Origin of the sequence: Nocardioides luti (assembly GCF_014212315.1) — a bacterium.
Lineage (GTDB): Bacteria > Actinomycetota > Actinomycetes > Propionibacteriales > Nocardioidaceae > Nocardioides > Nocardioides luti.
In genome coordinates, this window is record NZ_JACKXE010000001.1 from 1,132,721 (window position 1) to 1,148,389 (window position 15,669).

The window sequence follows — 15,669 nt, forward strand, 5'->3', positions numbered from 1 at the left end:
CTCAGCCGGCGTGCAGGGTGTTCTGGGGCCGGGCGTGGTCGGCCAGCATGGCGATGCCGTGCTTGAGGCCGCCGACGAGGTCGCCCTCGGCGAACGACGACTGCATCTGCGCGGCGGTCAGCTCGACCTCGGTGTCCGAGAGCGTGCGGCGGACGTAGCCGCCGGTGACGATCTCGAGCGCGCGGGCCGCGGGGTCGACCATGATCAGGATGCTGCGGGACGGCGCGACCAGCGAGTTGTGCAGCTGGGTCGCGAACGCCCGGGGCTCGCCCTCGGCGGAGCCCACGAAGAGCGAGAACTCCACGCGGGAGGCCTGCTCGGCCTTGCGGATCGCGTCGTCGAGGGCGAACCGCTCGGCGCTGCTGAACTCACCAGCGGCCACTTGCGCCACCGGCCTTGGACTCGTCGGTGTCGGGGCCCGCGAGCTCCGCGGTGCCCTTGCGGGGACCGCCGAACCACTGGTCCTCGACCTCGGCGCCACCGGGCGTGACGCTCTCGCCGCGGATCAGGGCCGGGACGTAGACCGCGGCGACGATCAGCAGGAAGAGCAGGACCGGGATCCCGCCCAGCACCAGCAGGGCGTGCAGCGTCGAGACGTCCTCGGGGTTCTGGCTCCAGCCCTCGGGCACGTCGGCGCCCGCGGGACCGGCGAGTGCGAGAGGCGCCGCCAGGGCGACGAGGACGACGGCGGTCCGGCGAGCGAAGGTCGCGAGGGTGGCAGTCACGAGGACGAGGATATCGGCTCCGGGACCCTGCTCCTGCATGCCCGGCGTCGCCTCCGTCACATCCGGCGCGCGCCCGGTCGGAATCGGACGGCGAGGTGGGCATAGTGGGGGCCATGTTCGGACTGGAGACGACCGCTTCCTGCACCGCTGGGGAGACCATCTGCGAACACGTCCTGAGGTGGACGGACAACGCCGCGCTGGCCGAGGCGAGCGACATCCTGATCGGGAAGCCGCTGGCGCTCGTCGGCCTGCTGCTGCTGGGCCTGGTGATCCGGTGGGTGCTGCACCGTCTCGTCGACCGCATCGTGCTCCGCGCCGGCACCGGCGTGCTGCCGAGCACCCGCTTCTCCCGCGGCCGGGCCGGGCTCGCGGACGCCCACGAGATGGTCAACGCGACCCGTCGCGTCCAGCGCGCCAAGACCATGGGCGACCTACTGAAGAGCATCGTGACCGGGGTCCTGGTCGCGATCGTCGGGACGATGATGCTCAGCGAGCTGAGCGTCAACATCGCCCCGATCATCGCCAGCGCGGGGATCATCGGCCTGGCGCTCGGCTTCGGCGCCCAGTCGCTCGTGAAGGACTTCCTGTCCGGGATCTTCATGATCTTCGAGGACCAGTACGGCGTGGGCGACGTCGTCGACGTGGGCGAGGCGAGCGGCACCGTCGAGGCCGTCAGCCTCCGGGTCACCCGGCTGCGCGACCTCAACGGGACGGTCTGGTACGTCCCCAACGGCGAGATCCTGCGCGTCGGCAACATGAGCCAGAACTGGTCCCGCGCCGTCGTCGACATCGCCGTCGGCTACCGCGAGGACCTCGCCCGCGTCCAGAGCGTGCTCCGCGACGTCGCGCACGACATGTGGGACGACGAGGACTACAAGGGCGTGATCATCGAGGAGCCGGAGGTGACCGGAGTCGAGATGTTCAACACCGACTCGGTGACGCTGCGCGTGCTCATCAAGACCGCCCCCATGGAGCAGTGGGCGGTGGCCCGCGAGCTGCGACAGCGCCTCAAGGCCCGCTTCGACCACGAGGGCATCGAGCTGCCGCTCCCGACCAGGGTCGTGTGGCAGCGCGAGGACAAGCGCGACCAGCAGGCCGCCCCCGACGTCCCGCCCGTGGCCGGCTGAGCCCGGCGGTCCTCACCCCGCTGACCACCCGCTAACGCAGCAGGGCCCCGACCGTCACGGTCGGGGCCCTGTCGTACGTCGGGGTCGGGCTCAGGCGAGCGCGGCGTCCAGCGTGATCGTGGTGCCGGTGAGCGCCTGGCTGACCGGGCAGCCCTCCTTGGCGGCCTGGGCGGCGGCCACGAAGTCGTCGTTGCTCATGCCCTCGACGACGCCGCGGACGGTGAGCGTGATGCCGGTGATGCCCGTGCCGGGCGTGAACTCGACCGCGGCCGTCGTGTCGAGCGAGGTCGGCGCCGTGCCGGCCTGGGCCAGCCCGTTGGACAGGGCCATCGAGAAGCAGGCGGAGTGCGCCGCCCCGATCAGCTCCTCGGGCGAGGTCTTGCCGTTGGCCTCCTCGGCGCGGGAGGGCCACGAGACGTCGTACGTCCCGAGTCCGGAGGACTCGAGCGTGACCTTGCCGGCGCCCTCGAAGAGGCTGCCTTCCCAGTGCGTCGAGGCGGTGCGGGTGGTGGCCATCTGCAGATCAGCTCCTGTGCTCGGGGTCGGTGTGCTCCGAGTGTTCCACGCCGGTGTCGGGCGGCCGCGGGCGTCTCGGCACAATGAGGGCGTGACCACCTACTACGAGGAGATCGGCGGCTTCGACACCTTCCGGACGATCGTCGCGACGTTCTACGAGGGCGTGGCGACCGACGAGGTGCTGCGCCCGCTCTACCCGGAGGAGGACCTCGGCCCCGCCGAGGAGCGCTTCCTGCTGTTCCTCGTGCAGTACTGGGGCGGGCCGACGACCTACTCCGAGGCGCGCGGCCACCCGCGGCTGCGGATGCGGCACGCGCCGTTCGCGGTGACGCCGGACGCCAAGGACCGCTGGCTGCTGCACTTCCGGGCCGGGCTCGACGCGGTCGACCTGACCCCGGAGCAGGACGCGCAGTTCTGGGACTACGTGACCCACGCCGCGCAGTTCATGGTCAACACGCTCGAGTGAACCCAATCCGTCGCGGGACCGTGTAACACCCGCGGGGGCTCGTGACAGGTAGGGAGCGCACGGGTGGGCCGGCACCGGCCTGCCCGCACCAGACCGCCCCGACGGTGACGCTCCCCCCGCGTTACCGTCGGGGCGTCATCCGACCGGAGGGACCACCATGGCCGCACCCGCTGCGCTGGACCTCCGCCTCGACCCGCCGGCCCTCGAGCCGGCGCCGGACCTCGTCCACCGCCTCGCCTCGCTGGCTGCCGCCTCGGGGGCGGCCTCCGCGCCCGCCGGCGCCCCCGGGCCCCGGCCCGGGTGGCAGGTCGGGCTCGCCGCGGCCGGTGTCGCCGGCATCGTCGGCGGTGCCGCACTCCTCGCGGCCCACCTGGGCGGGGACGACGGCTCCGTGCCGCCGACCTCGCCGGCCACGACCCCGGGTCGGACCGTCAGCCCGCCGCCGGCGCCGCAGGAGCGGGTCCGCCGCGACGGCACCCTCCAGCCGGTCCCCGAGGAGCAGGACGACGACGCCTCGGCGGGGCAGCCCGGGGTGCCCGGGGACGACGACGCGACCGACGGCACCGGCACCGGCACCGCGCCGGCCGCTCCCCCGGACGAGACGGGAGCACCCTCCGACGACGGCACCCGGGAGCCGGGCGACGACGCGACCGACGACCCGTCCGACAGTCCCTCGGACGACTCGTCCGACGGCCCCTCGGGCGACGACGACGGCGACAAGGACGGCGAGAGCTCCGGGTCCGGCTCGGACGGCGGCGGCGGCTCGGACGACGGTGGGGGGTCCGACGACGGTGGGGGCCGCGGGTCCGACGAGGGGTCCGGCGACGGCGGCGCGACCGTCCCGCCGGGCGTGGACGACTGAGGCACCGTGCCCGCGGACGACGAGCTGGTCCGGCGCGCCAAGCAGGGCGACCCGGACGCCTGGCGTGACCTCTACCGGGCCCACGCGGCCCGGCTGGTGCTGTGGCTCGGCACCCGACCGAGCGGCGACGCCGCGGTCGCGGCCGAGGACCTGGCCAACGAGGCCTGGCTGGTGGCGGCGGGCAAGGTCGCCGAGTTCACCGGCAGCTCGTCGGACTTCGCCGGCTGGCTGTTCGGCATCGCGCGCAACCTGTCGACCAACACGCACCGCCGCAGCCAGCGGCGGCACACCGACCCGTCCGCCGAGCCGGACGCCGGCGCCGTACCCGCCACCGAGGGGCCGGAGTCGCTGCTGGTCGCCCGCGACTGGGTGACCCGCCTGCTGCGCCACCTGCCGCCGCGCGAGCGCGACGTGGTCGCGTGCCTGGAGGTCGTGGGCCTCGACGTCGAGGGCACCGCCCGCGCCCTGGGGATCAGCCCCGTCGCCGTCCGTGTCGCCCGGCACCGCGGCCTGAAGAGGCTGCGGGCGCTGGCGCCCGAGCGCCCCGGTCAGCCCAGGACGGCGAGCAACGCCGCACGGTGAGCGTCTGACATCGGCGCCGAGCGCTGGGTCGCGCCGTCGAAGAAGACGATCGTGACGCGGGCCCGCGACAGCACGGTGTCGCCGTCGCAGATCTCGGACTCGATCGTGACCGAGCGGTCCCCGACGCGCGAGACCCAGGACCACAGGTCGTAGGGCTCGGGCCGGAACAGGATCGGCACCTTGTAGTCCACGTCGGTCTGGGCGACCACGACCTGCGGCACCCCGTCCGGCACGTCGCGCCAGATCCGGGCGTTCAGGAGGATGCGGGCCTCCTGGAAGTACTCGAAGTACTTCACGTTGTTGACGTGGCCGTAGACGTCGACGTCCGAGAAGCGCACGTGCACCGGGTAGTGGTTGAGCCCCTCGCGCCGCGCGGGGCTGGGCGCGGTCCGCGGCGAGCGCTCAGCCGGCTCGAGGAACTCCCCCAGCGTCTCGCGCTCGACGGGCGTGAGGCGACGCGGGCGCTCCGTGGCGAAGACGTACGGCGTCAGCACGGTCGTCGCGCGGAGGTAGACCCGACGCCCGTCCGGCGCCTGGGGGTCCTCCTGGAAGATCTCGTAGGCCATCGTGAACGAGGCCGCGCGGATCTCGGTGACCCAGCACTCGATCTGCACGGGCCGGAAGCGGTACTCCAGCGGGGCGAGGTACTGCACCTCGTGGCGGACCACGACGACCCCCTCGGCCAGCTCGCCCGTGTGGGCGGCCGGGCCGTGGGTGCGCAGCATGTCGACCCGGGCCTCCTGGAGGTAGTCGACGTAGACGACGTTGTTGACGTGGCCCAGGAGGTCCAGGTAGCCCATCGCATCGGACACTCGTAGACGTGGCGCACGGCCACGATGCTGCCAGACCCCGACCGGGGCCGTGGATCAGTGGCTGAGCGCGAGACCGCGGTAGTAGGTGCGCACCGTCTGGTGGCGGGCCACGCGGGTGCGGCGGTTGCTGACGACGAACTCGGCGACGGCGGCGAGCGCGACGACCGCGCCGACGGCGGCGAGGGCGAGCACGGTGACGACGAAGAAGCTGATGGTGGTGGCGTCCAGGATGAACATGGCGGCCGATCCTTTCTACAGGTGTAGAATCTCTACACATGTAGAAGGTACGCCGCTCCCCCGAGGCTCGCAAGCCGGCCGGTAGTGTCGCCGCTCACAGCACCGAAGAGGACCGGATGCCCACCACCCGCACCGCCAGCCCGACCACCACCGACGCGCCGCTCAGCCCGCGCCGTCGGCAGCTGCTCGACGCCGGGCTGCACGTGGTCGCCGACGAGGGACTGCGCGGGCTGACGCACCGGGCCGTGGACCGCCGCGCCGGGCTGCCGCAGGGCAGCTGCTCGGCGTACCTCCGCACCCGCAAGGCGCTGGTCTCCGCCCTCACGGAGTACGTCGCCGGCACGCTCGCCGCCGACGTCGACGCGCTCGCGGTGGACCTGCAGCAGTGCGACGGGGCCGCCGAGCGGGCGATCGAGCTCACGCTGCGGCTGTTCCAGCGCTGGGTCGACGAGCGCGAGCTCCTGCTCGCCAAGCTCGAGCTCTCGCTCGAGGCCTCCCGGGACCCCGACCTGGCGGCCCTGCTCGCCGCCTGGCGGGCCCGCCTGGTCGACGTCGTCGACGGGATCATGGCGGCCCGCGACACCGAGCACAGCACCGAGCGCGCCGAGGCCCTGGTCTCGTCCTTCGACGGCATCCTCTTCGCCGCGCTGCTCAAGCCGGCGCGGGGTCGGGCCGCCTTCCTGGCCAGGTCCCTGGAGCTGCTGATGCGCTCGCTCGCCGGCCCCGGCGACGCCTGAGCCGTCCGGCCCGCAGCGTGACGTACGCCTCCTCCGCGCCGCCGGGCCAGCGTCTAGGGTGGCGAACGCACCGCCCACCCCGAGATCGGAGTTTCCATGCCCGAGGCCGTCATCGTCTCTGTTGCCCGTTCGCCCATCGGCCGCGCGAACAAGGGGTCCCTCAAGGACTTCCGCCCCGACGACCTGAGCGCCCTGATCGTCAAGGCCGCGCTGGACAAGATCCCGGACCTCGACCCGAACACGGTCGACGACCTCTACCTCGGGTGCGGACTCCCCGGCGGCGAGAGCGGCAACAACATGGGCCGGGTCGTCAACGTGCTCAACGGGATGGACGACGTCCCCGGCGCCACGATCACCCGCTACTGCGCCTCGTCGGTGCAGACCACCCGGATGGCCTTCCACGCCATCAAGGCCGGCGAGGGCGACATCTTCATCTCCGCCGGCGTGGAGACGGTGTCCCGCTTCGCGAAGGGAACCTCGGACCACTGGCCCGACACCCACAACCACCTCTTCGACGAGGCCAAGGCCCGCACCGACAAGACCGCCGAGGGCGGCGTCGACTGGCACGACCCGCGTGAGGACGGCAAGCTCCCCGACGCCTACATCGCGATGGGCCAGACCGCCGAGAACGTCGCCAAGCTGCGCGGCCTCTCCCGCCAGGAGCTCGACGAGTTCGGTGTCCGCTCGCAGAACCTCGCCGAGAAGGCGATCAACGACGGCTTCTGGGCCCGCGAGATCACCCCGGTCACCACCCCCGACGGCACCGTCGTCAGCACCGACGACGGCCCCCGCGCCGGCGTCACCTACGACGCGCTCAAGGACCTCAAGCCGGTCTTCCGCCCCGACGGCGTCGTGACCGCCGGCAACTGCTGCGCGCTCAACGACGGGGCCGCGGCGGTCGTCATCATGTCCGACACCAAGGCGGCCGAGCTGGGCCTGACCCCGCTCGCCCGGATCGTCTCCACCGGCGTCAGCGGCCTCTCCCCCGAGATCATGGGCCTCGGCCCGGTCGAGGCGACCAAGAACGCGCTGAAGTACGCCGGCATGAGCATCGGCGACATCGACCTGGTCGAGATCAACGAGGCCTTCGCGGCCCAGGTCGTGCCGTCGTACCAGGACCTCGGCATCGACCTGGACCGCCTCAACGTCAACGGCGGCGCGATCGCGGTCGGCCACCCGTTCGGCATGACCGGCGCCCGCCTGCAGAACACGATGATCAACTCGCTGGACTGGCACGACAAGACCACCGGGCTGATCACCATGTGCGTCGGCGGCGGTCAGGGCATGGCCCTGATCCTCGAGCGCCTGCGCTGACCCGGCGTCCGTGCGCGCGGGGGCGTGCCCGTTAGGGTGCTGCCCATGACGGAGGCGCGCACGGCCCGGTGGCTCGACGACGGCCAGCAGCAGTCGTGGCGTGCCCTCCTCATGGGCACCACGCTGCTGCTGGACCGTCTCGACGACGACCTTCGGCGGCACTTCGACATCTCGCTCACCGAGTACGAGATCCTGGTCCGCCTCTCCGAGCGCGACGGCCGCCAGATGCGGATGGCCCAGCTCGCCGACGCCACCGCGCACAGCCGCAGCCGCGTCACGCACACCGTGGCCCGGATGGAGAAGGCCGGCCTCGTCGAGCGGGCAACCTCCCCCGAGGACGGCCGCGGCATCGTCTGCTCGATGACCGAGCACGGCTACGCCCTGCTCACCAAGGTCGCACCGACGCACGTCAACGGCGTCCGCGACCACCTCGTCGACCTGGTCAGCGACGAGGACTTCGCCGCCCTCGGCCGCGTGATGAACGCCGTGTCCGACCACCTCGTCGCCGGTCACCCCGAGATGGAGATGCGCTGACCTCCGCACAGGCGAGGCACGAGCCCGGGCGGTAGGTCAGCCACGTCGAGTAGAACGGCGCGACTGAGGAACGAAGTCGCGGCGGGCGTATCGAGACCCGGTCGCGCAGAGGTCTCGATACGCTCGCTGACGCTCGCTACTCGACCAACGAAAACGTCGCTGCTCGACCAACGAACATCCTCGTCGGTCGAGTAGAACGGCGCGACTGAGGAACGAAGTCGCGACGGGCGTATCGAGACCCGGTCAGCGCAGGGGGTCTCGATACGCTCGCTGGTGCTCGCTACTCGACCAACGAAACACGTCGCTACTCGACCAACGAACGCGAGCTCAGGTCTCGATACGCTCGCTGGCGCTCGCTACTCGACCAACGAAAACGTCGCTACTCGACCAACGAACGCGAGCCCAGGTCTCGATACGCTCGCTGGCGCTCGCTACTCGACCAACGAGCGGCCTCGGTGCTCGACCAACGAACACCCTCGTCGGTCGAGTAGAACGGCGCGACTGAGGAACGAAGTCGCGATGGGCGTATCGAGACCCGGTCGCGCAGGGGTCTCGATACGCTCGCTGACGCTCGCTACTCGACCAACGAAAACGTCGCTGCTCGACCAACGAACATCCTCGTCGGTCGAGTAGAACGGCGCGACTGAGGAACGAAGTCGCGACGGGCGTATCGAGACCCCGTCGCGCAGGGGTCTCGATACGCTCGCTGGTGCTCGCTACTCGACCAACGAAACACGTCGCTACTCGACCGACGAAAAACGTTGCTACTCGACCAACGAACAGCCCGATCAGTCGCGGGTGAGGCGGCGGTGCGTGACGCGGTGGGGCCGGGCCGCCTCGATGCCGAGGCGCTCGATCTTGTTCTCCTCGTAGGCCGCGAAGTTGCCCTCGAACCAGAACCACTTGGCGTCGTCCTCGTTGTCGCCCTCCCAGGCGAGGATGTGGGTCGCGACGCGGTCGAGGAACCACCGGTCGTGGGAGGTGACCACGGCGCAGCCGGGGAAGTCGAGGATCGCGTCCTCGAGCGAGGACAGGGTCTCGACGTCCAGGTCGTTGGTGGGCTCGTCGAGCAGCAGCAGGTTGCCGCCCATCTTCAGCGTCAGCGCGAGGTTGAGGCGGTTGCGCTCGCCACCGGAGAGCACGCCGGCCTTCTTCTGCTGGTCGGGGCCCTTGAAGCCGAACGACGCGACGTAGGCGCGGGAGTTCATCTCGAAGTTGGCGACCTTGATGAAGTCCAGCCCGTCGGAGACGACCTCCCAGACGTTCTTGGTCGGGTCGATGCCGCCGCGGCTCTGGTCGACGTACGACAGCTTCACCGTCGTGCCGACCTTGAGCTCGCCGCTGTCGGGCTGCTCGCCGCCGGTGATCATCCGGAACAGCGTCGTCTTGCCGACGCCGTTGGGACCGATCACCCCGACGATGCCGGCGCGCGGCAGCGTGAAGTCGAGGTCGTGCATGAGGGTGCGGCCCTCGAAGCCCTTGGTCAGGTCGCGGGCCTCCAGCACGATGTCACCGAGGCGCGGACCGGCCGGGATGTTGATCTCCGAGGTGTCGATCTTGCGCATCCGGTCGGCCTCGGCCGCCATCTCCTCGTAGCGCGCGAGCCGCGAGCGGCTCTTGGTCTGGCGGGCCTTGGCGTTGGAGCGGACCCACTCCAGCTCCTTCTCGAGCATCTTGGCGCGCTTGGCGTCCTTCTGCCCCTCGATCTTGAGCCGGTCGCGCTTGGTCTCGAGGTAGGTCGAGTAGTTGCCCTCGTAGGGGTGCGTCTGGCCGCGGTCGAGCTCGAGGATCCACTCGGCGACGTTGTCGAGGAAGTACCGGTCGTGGGTGATGGCCAGGACGGCGCCCGGGTAGTCCTTGAGGTGCCCCTCGAGCCACTGGACCGACTCGGCGTCGAGGTGGTTGGTGGGCTCGTCGAGGAGCAGCAGGTCGGGCTGCTGGAGCAGAAGCTTGCACAGCGCGACCCGGCGGCGCTCACCACCGGAGAGGTTGTCGACCATGGCGTCCGGCGGCGGGCAGCGCAGCGCGTCCATGGCCTGGTCGAGGCGGCTGTCGAGGTCCCACACGTTGGCGGCGTCGAGCTCGCTCTGCAGGTTGCCGGCCTCCTCGCCGACCTTGTCCTGGTCGGCGTCCGGGTCGCCCATCAGCATGTAGAGCTCGTCGAGGCGGGCCATCTTGCCCTTGATCTCGGAGACGGCCTCCTCGACGTTCTCGAGCACGGTCTTGCCCTCGGTCAGGGGCGGCTCCTGCTGGAGCATGCCGACCGTGGCCCCGGGGTCGAGGATCGCGTCGCCGTTGTTGGCCTTGTCGAGCCCGGCCATGATCTTGAAGAGCGAGGACTTGCCGGTGCCGTTGGGGCCGACGACGCCGATCTTGGCGCCGTGCAGGAACGACAACGTCACGTTGTCGAGCACGACCTTGTCGCCGTGGGCCTTGCGGACATTGCGCAGGGTGAAGACATATTCCGCCATGCGGTCGAGCCTAGTTGAGCAGAGGCCTCCCGACCCAGACGGGGTCGCAGGCGGGCGGCCGCCTGCGACCCAGGTCTCAGGCGGCGGCTTCGGCGTCGGCGACCCGGTCCGGGTCCCGCACCGGCTCCGCCGCGGCCGCCGGTCGGGGCGGGCGCACGAAGGTGGTGGTGCCGCGGTTGAGGTCGTGGCCGACGAAGGTCGCCTCCACCTCGAGGGTGAAGACCGGCTCGCCGTCGCGGTTCTTCCAGGTGGTGGCGTCGAGCCGCCCGTGCACCACCACCGCGTCACCCCGCCGCAGGGACCGGTCGCAGTTGGTGGCCAGGCCGCGCCAGGCGGTGACGGTGTACCACTGGGTCTCGCCGTCGGACCAGGTGTCGGTGGCCCGGTGGTAGCGCCGCGGCGTGCAGGCCAGCCGGAAGCTGGCGACGGGCACGTCGCTGGCCCCCGCCCGGCGCAGGGTCACGTTGCTGCCGAGCCAGCCCTGCAGGGTCACGGTGGTGTCGTTCATCGGGGTCTCCTGTCGTTGCCGTGTGTGGGACACGACGAGACTCCGCGGCGGCGCCGACGGTCGCGGACGCGGCGCCCGGCCCCTGTGGAGGGAGAGGGCGCGGACCGCGCCTGTGGACGGTCGGTGGGCTACTTGAGGGCGCGGGCGAGGCCCGAGCGCACCGTGGCGTACGCCGTGAGCTCGGCCTCCACCGGCTCCACGACGAGCTCACGGGCGACCGAGCGGACCGCCTCGCGCAGCCGGCGGTCGGCCGCCCGGGCCCGCCGACGGGCCGTGGCGGAGACCAGCAGCCGGCACACCAGGGCGAGCAGCACCCCGAGCACGACGCCCCCGAGGAGCATCAGCGTCGGGACGGGCAGGCCCAGCGCGCGCGGCGTGGACGGCTGGGGCATCTGGAGGTAGCCCATGGCGGCGAGACCGGCCAGCCAGACCGCGCCGAGCAGGGCCGAGACGATGAGCACCCACTGGACCACCCGGACGGCTCCTGCCCAGGCGGGGATCTTCGTCGCGCCCAGGTCGGTCTCGGCGAGCGCCCCGTCGAGGCGGTCCCCGAGGTCGGAGAGCCGGGAGATCGAGGCCCGGCGCACGGCGTCGGCCCACGGGCGGGCGAGGCCGCCGGAGACGTCGTCGGCCAGCGAGCGCACCGCGGTGTCGACGCGGGCGCGCTGCACCTGGGTGGCCTGCGGGACCGAGGTCCGCGAGCGCCCCGTCAGCTGCTTGCCCTCGGCGCCCAGCGCGAGGTGGAGCCGCTTGAGCGGGTCCGGCTTGAGCTTGGAGAACCACGACGTGACCGGCCAGCCGGTCGCCCGGCCCGCCCGCTGGCGCGTCGAGCGCTCGACGGCGTCCACGACCGTCGGGACGCCCGCAGCCTCGGCGAAGGCGTCGTCGAGCGCCGCCACGCGGTCCTTCGGGACGTCGCGGGTGCGGGCGCTGCCGGACGCCTCGTCGAGGCGCGTCGCGGCGGTGCGCAGGTCGGCCTCGAGCCGCTGCTTGGTCATCTTCTTGGCCGAGACCCGCGAGGCGATCTGCTCGCGCAGCGCGTCGACGCCGATGCCCTGGCGCGCGCTGACGGCCAGCACCGGCACCTTGCCGAGGCCGTCCTGGGCGAGCAGGCGGCGTACGTCGTCGACCATGCCCTGGCGGCGGTCCTCGGGGACGGTGTCGATGTGGTTGAGCACGACCAGCATCACGCCCTCGTGGCTGGCCAGGGGCTTGAGGTAGCGGTCGTGGATGGCGGCGTCGGCGTACTTCTGCGGGTCCAGCACCCACACGAGCAGGTCGGCGAGCTGCACGAGGCGGTCGACCTCGAGGTGGTGGCTGACCTCGGTGGAGTCGTGGTCGGGCAGGTCCAGGAGGACCACGCCCTGCAGCGCCTTGTCCTCGCGACCGGTGTCGAGCATCGAGTCGCGCGTGGTCTGGTGCCGCGGCGGGATGCCGAGCCACTCGAGCAGCTCGTCGGCGCCCTCGGCGCCCCAGACGCAGGCGGTCGCCCACGACGTCGTGGGACGGCGTACGCCGACGGCCGAGAGCTCCAGCCCGGTCAGCGCGTTGAAGGTGGAGGACTTCCCGGAGCCGGTCGCGCCGGCGATCGCGACGACCGTGTGGTCCGCCGAGAGGCGCAGGCGGCCCGAGGCGCGGTCGACGACCGCACGGGCCTCGTCGACGACGGTGTCGTCGAGACGCCCCCGGGCGGCCTCGGTGGCGGTGTCGAGCCCCTCGATCCGGGCACCGATGTCGGTGCCGCGGGTGACCAGCTTCTTGGCCCCCTCGAGCAAGGCAGTCATCTTCTCCCTCGACCCGTCCTCGGACGGTGGTGGCGAACGGTGTGCAGGCGCTCAGACTAGTCGGGCGGGACTCACGACTCGGCGTCGCCTCCGCGCGGCAGCGCGGCGAAGCGCAGGTCGTCGACGCGGCGCGACGCGGCCCGCAGCAGCTCCGGCGTGGTCGGCGCGAGGTCGAGGGTGGCGAGCAGGTCGACGTACCGCGCCCGCTCGGCCTCCATCAGGTCGCCGACGCGGATCTCGAGGGCCTTGCGGGACCGCTCGGCCAGGGTCCGGACCGCCTGGTCGCCGAAGACGGCCTCGAGCAGCTTCTGGCCCAGGACGGCCGAGCCGCCGGCGATGCCGACCTCGGCACCGGTGAGCCCGGCGGTCGAGGCGAACACGACGACCATCAGCGCGACGGAGAGCCCGTTGACGCCGTACGCCAGGAAGCGCGCGGTGCCGCGCTTGTCGGCGCCCTCGGTGCGGACCATCTCGAGGACGTCCTGCTGCCAGTCGCGGACCGCGCGCTCGGCCTTGCGGCGCAGGTCGCGCGACGCGCGGCCGAGGTCCTCGCCGGCGTCGGCGAGCAGCGCCTTGCCGGGGGCCACGGACAGCCAGGACGCCTCGGCGCGCTCGGCGGCGGCCTCGGCGTGCTCGAGGATCAGGGTCTCGAGGCCGGACTCGACCGCGACCGTGACCCGCTCGGCCTGCTGGGGCTTGCCCTTGACGGTGTTGACGATGCGGTCGCGGAGCCAGCCGACGCGGTTCTCGAGCGACTTGAGCAGCTCGCCGGTGCCGACGAACTCCTGCCAGCGGGCGAGCACCTCGCCGCGCAGCAGGGTGCCGTCGGCGGAGGCGAGCGAGATCGCCGCGATGGCGGTGTCGTACGCCTTGTCGGCGTCCTCGCGGAGACTGCGGGCGACCACGAGCTGCTCGGCGGCGGCGTCGGCCACGCCGTGGGTACGCCGGGTGAGGGTGCGGATCGCCCCGTCGAGGGTCTGCTTCACCACGGCGCCGCGGGCGTCGCTGTCCTCGGCGAGCGACTCGAGCCAGCCGCGGATGTCCGCGACCTCCTCGGCCGGGAGCAGGCCGTCCTCGGAGACCGGGACCTCGTTGACGGTGAACAGCGGCGAGTCCTTGAGCCCGCGGCTCGCGAGCATCCGGGCGAGGTGGGTGGCCACGGTCTGCACGGCGTCGGCCGGGGTGCGGTCGAGCACGATCGCGACCGCCGTCGAGCGCTCGGCGGCCTGGCGCAGGAAGCCCCACGGCACCTGGTCGGCGTACCGCGCGGCCGAGGTGACGAACAGCCACAGGTCAGCCGCGGCGAGGAGCTGGGCGGCGAGCGTCCGGTTGCGCTCCTCGACCGAGTCGATGTCGGGGGCGTCGAGGATCGCGAGGCCGGGCGGCAGCGTCGTGGACGGCACCAGCTGGAGCGCCTCGGGGTCGGTCGTGGCGTGGCTGACCCGCTCGAGGTCGGGCAGCAGGCGGTCCTGGCCGAACCACTCGGCGTCGTCGGGGTGGTGGACCAGCACCGGCGAGCGGGTGGTCGGGCGCAGCACGCCGGGCTCGGTGACGCGGTGCCCGACGACGGAGTTCACCAGCGTCGACTTGCCCGCGCCGGTCGAGCCGCCGACCACGGTCAGCAGCGGGGCGTCGATCGTCATCAGCCGCGGGATGACGTAGTCCTCGAGCTGGTCGACCATCTCCTGCCGGGCGGTGCGCTGCTCCTCCACCCCGGGGATGTCCAGCGGGAGGCGGGCCTCCTGGAGGGACCCCCGCAGGCGCACCAGCGCGGTCAGCATCCGGGTGCTCTCGGCACTCGGGGGCGTCGTGGGGTCAGTCATCGGGTGGGTACCACCTGTCCGGGGAAGGCGATCGAGGGGCGTACGGCGCCGATGCGGGCGACGTACTCCTGGCCTCGCGCGGCGAAGTCGGGCGGGGGCGTGCCCCGCAGGAAGCGGTGGTGCAGGAAGCCGAGCTCGATGGCGGCCTGCTGGTAGTCGCGCATCGCCCGCTCCCCTGCGCGCCCGCCCTGCTGGCGGGCGTGGCGGCGGCTGCGGCGGCGGGCGCCGAGGTCGACGACCCAGCCGATGTCGGTGGCGGGGATCAGCCCGCGCGCCGCCGCGTCGCCGAGGGCGGCGGTGAGCATCCGGCGCTCCGAGCGGCGCGACCAGATCGCGAAGCAGGCGATCGCGATCAGCGCCGGGGCCATCAGCAGCACGTAGACGCCGACGAACGAGTCGAAGCCGTAGACGGTCGAGGTGTTCCAGGTGGCGTGGGCGAGCACCGCGAGGGCGTAGCCGACCAACGGGGCGAGCACCCGCACCCAGCCGCGGCGCGAGCCGACCGCGATGCCGACGCCGATGCCGGTGAAGGTCGTGAAGAGCGGGTGCGCGAAGGGGCTGAAGAGGCAGCGCACCACGAAGGTGCCGGTGAGCGCCTCGGTGCCGCCCGGGCCGGCGGCGTCGGTGCCGTTGTAGGCGGCCGCGAGGTAGAGGATGTTCTCGACGAAGGCGAAGCCGACCCCGACCATCCCGGCGTACACGATCCCGTCGAGGACGCCGTCGAGCTCGGCCCGGCGCCACCACAGCAGGAGCAGCAGGAACAGGCCCTTGCTGAACTCCTCGCTGACCGGCGCGACGATCTCCAGGCTCTGGTCGTCGGTGAAGCCGACCACGAAGCCGCCGAGGCCCTGGATGAGCAGCGCGGCCGCGGTGGCGACGAAGCCGCCCCACAGCAGGCCCAGGGCCAGCAGCCGGCGCGGCTCGGGCTCGTAGCGGTCCAGCCAGAGGTAGCAGCCGACCAGCGGCCCGACCGGCAGCGCGGCGAGCGCGGTGGCGAGGACGAGCGAGCCGGGAGCCCCCGACAGCGCGATCACCAGCAGGATCGGGAGCGCCCCCAGCACCACGAGAACCGTCACCACGACCGTGAAGACGAGGCTGTCGCGACGGGGTCCGGGCATGGGTCGAAGCCTATCCGGCCGAGGCGCCCGGACCCGCTTCCGGCGTACAGTGA

17 protein-coding genes are annotated in these 15,669 nt (G+C 72.4%); 7 read left to right on the forward strand and 10 right to left on the reverse strand.

Annotated features, from left to right (window positions below; all coding sequences use genetic code 11):
• Position 1: 1 nt before the first annotated feature.
• Both H5V45_RS05360 and H5V45_RS05365 read right to left on the reverse strand, forming a co-directional pair.
• Positions 2–382, reverse strand: coding sequence for a DUF5130 family protein (locus H5V45_RS05360; protein WP_185251982.1), 381 nt, complete (start codon positions 380–382; stop codon positions 2–4).
• Positions 369–725: a hypothetical protein gene (locus tag H5V45_RS05365; RefSeq protein WP_185251983.1), complete on the reverse strand. Its 357-nt coding sequence runs from the start codon at positions 723–725 to the stop codon at positions 369–371. The genes H5V45_RS05360 and H5V45_RS05365 overlap by 14 nt, the downstream gene beginning before the upstream one ends.
• A 113-nt stretch (positions 726–838) precedes the next feature.
• Here H5V45_RS05365 and H5V45_RS05370 point away from each other — a divergent pair, with 113 nt between their 5' ends.
• Positions 839–1,852 carry a mechanosensitive ion channel family protein gene (locus H5V45_RS05370; RefSeq protein ID WP_185251984.1) on the forward strand — a complete coding sequence of 338 codons (1,014 nt, stop codon included), beginning with the start codon at positions 839–841 and terminating at the stop codon, positions 1,850–1,852.
• Positions 1,853–1,942: 90 nt separating this feature from the next.
• Here the strand turns inward: H5V45_RS05370 and H5V45_RS05375 are convergent, their stop codons facing one another.
• Positions 1,943–2,368: an OsmC family protein gene (locus H5V45_RS05375; RefSeq protein WP_185251985.1), complete on the reverse strand. Its 426-nt coding sequence runs from the start codon at positions 2,366–2,368 to the stop codon at positions 1,943–1,945.
• A 91-nt stretch (positions 2,369–2,459) separates the two neighbouring features.
• Here H5V45_RS05375 and H5V45_RS05380 point away from each other — a divergent pair, with 91 nt between their 5' ends.
• The 3 genes from H5V45_RS05380 to H5V45_RS05390 all read left to right on the forward strand — a co-directional run bounded on the left by H5V45_RS05380 (position 2,460) and on the right by H5V45_RS05390 (position 4,278).
• On the forward strand, positions 2,460–2,834 hold the full coding sequence (locus H5V45_RS05380) for a globin domain-containing protein (protein WP_185251986.1): 375 nt from the start codon (positions 2,460–2,462) through the stop codon (positions 2,832–2,834).
• 157 nt (positions 2,835–2,991) lie between these two features.
• Entirely contained in the window at positions 2,992–3,696 is a 705-nt protein-coding gene (locus tag H5V45_RS05385) for a hypothetical protein (RefSeq protein ID WP_185251987.1), read from the forward strand.
• Positions 3,697–3,702: 6 nt separating this feature from the next.
• Positions 3,703–4,278 carry a sigma-70 family RNA polymerase sigma factor gene (locus H5V45_RS05390; RefSeq protein WP_185251988.1) on the forward strand — a complete coding sequence of 192 codons (576 nt, stop codon included), beginning with the start codon at positions 3,703–3,705 and terminating at the stop codon, positions 4,276–4,278.
• Here the strand turns inward: H5V45_RS05390 and H5V45_RS05395 are convergent.
• Positions 4,245–5,078: an acyl-CoA thioesterase gene (locus H5V45_RS05395; RefSeq protein WP_221633917.1), complete on the reverse strand. Its 834-nt coding sequence runs from the start codon at positions 5,076–5,078 to the stop codon at positions 4,245–4,247. The two genes, H5V45_RS05390 and H5V45_RS05395, sit on opposite strands and share 34 nt — an antisense overlap.
• Before the next feature lie 66 nt (positions 5,079–5,144).
• Positions 5,145–5,327, reverse strand: coding sequence for a hypothetical protein (locus tag H5V45_RS05400; protein ID WP_185251989.1), 183 nt, complete (start codon positions 5,325–5,327; stop codon positions 5,145–5,147).
• A 116-nt stretch (positions 5,328–5,443) separates the two neighbouring features.
• On the opposite strand from H5V45_RS05400, the gene H5V45_RS05405 reads away from it, so the two are divergent.
• The 3 genes from H5V45_RS05405 to H5V45_RS05415 all read left to right on the forward strand — a co-directional run bounded on the left by H5V45_RS05405 (position 5,444) and on the right by H5V45_RS05415 (position 7,912).
• Positions 5,444–6,064, forward strand: coding sequence for a TetR/AcrR family transcriptional regulator (locus H5V45_RS05405; protein WP_185251990.1), 621 nt, complete (start codon positions 5,444–5,446; stop codon positions 6,062–6,064).
• A gap of 96 nt (positions 6,065–6,160) precedes the next feature.
• Positions 6,161–7,378, forward strand: a complete 1,218-nt coding sequence (locus tag H5V45_RS05410) for an acetyl-CoA C-acetyltransferase (protein ID WP_185251991.1) — start codon at positions 6,161–6,163, stop codon at positions 7,376–7,378.
• A gap of 45 nt (positions 7,379–7,423) precedes the next feature.
• On the forward strand, positions 7,424–7,912 hold the full coding sequence (locus H5V45_RS05415; protein ID WP_185251992.1) for a MarR family winged helix-turn-helix transcriptional regulator: 489 nt from the start codon (positions 7,424–7,426) through the stop codon (positions 7,910–7,912).
• A gap of 788 nt (positions 7,913–8,700) precedes the next feature.
• On the opposite strand, the gene ettA is transcribed toward H5V45_RS05415, so the two are convergent.
• From ettA to H5V45_RS05440, 5 genes are all read right to left on the reverse strand, one after another.
• Complete coding sequence (ettA, locus tag H5V45_RS05420) at positions 8,701–10,383, reverse strand: energy-dependent translational throttle protein EttA (RefSeq protein WP_185251993.1); 1,683 nt, start codon at positions 10,381–10,383, stop codon at positions 8,701–8,703.
• Positions 10,384–10,459: 76 nt separating this feature from the next.
• On the reverse strand, positions 10,460–10,891 hold the full coding sequence (locus tag H5V45_RS05425) for a single-stranded DNA-binding protein (protein WP_185251994.1): 432 nt from the start codon (positions 10,889–10,891) through the stop codon (positions 10,460–10,462).
• Between the two features lie 128 nt (positions 10,892–11,019).
• Positions 11,020–12,645 (reverse strand): YfjP family GTPase, encoded by a 1,626-nt coding sequence (locus H5V45_RS05430; protein WP_425491455.1) that lies wholly within the window; start codon positions 12,643–12,645, stop codon positions 11,020–11,022.
• Between the two features lie 101 nt (positions 12,646–12,746).
• A complete protein-coding gene (locus tag H5V45_RS05435; protein WP_246415866.1) occupies positions 12,747–14,498 on the reverse strand; it encodes a dynamin family protein in 1,752 nt (583 codons plus the stop codon).
• On the reverse strand, positions 14,495–15,616 hold the full coding sequence (locus H5V45_RS05440) for a PrsW family intramembrane metalloprotease (RefSeq protein WP_185251996.1): 1,122 nt from the start codon (positions 15,614–15,616) through the stop codon (positions 14,495–14,497). The genes H5V45_RS05435 and H5V45_RS05440 overlap by 4 nt, the downstream gene beginning before the upstream one ends.
• Positions 15,617–15,669 lie beyond the last annotated feature (53 nt).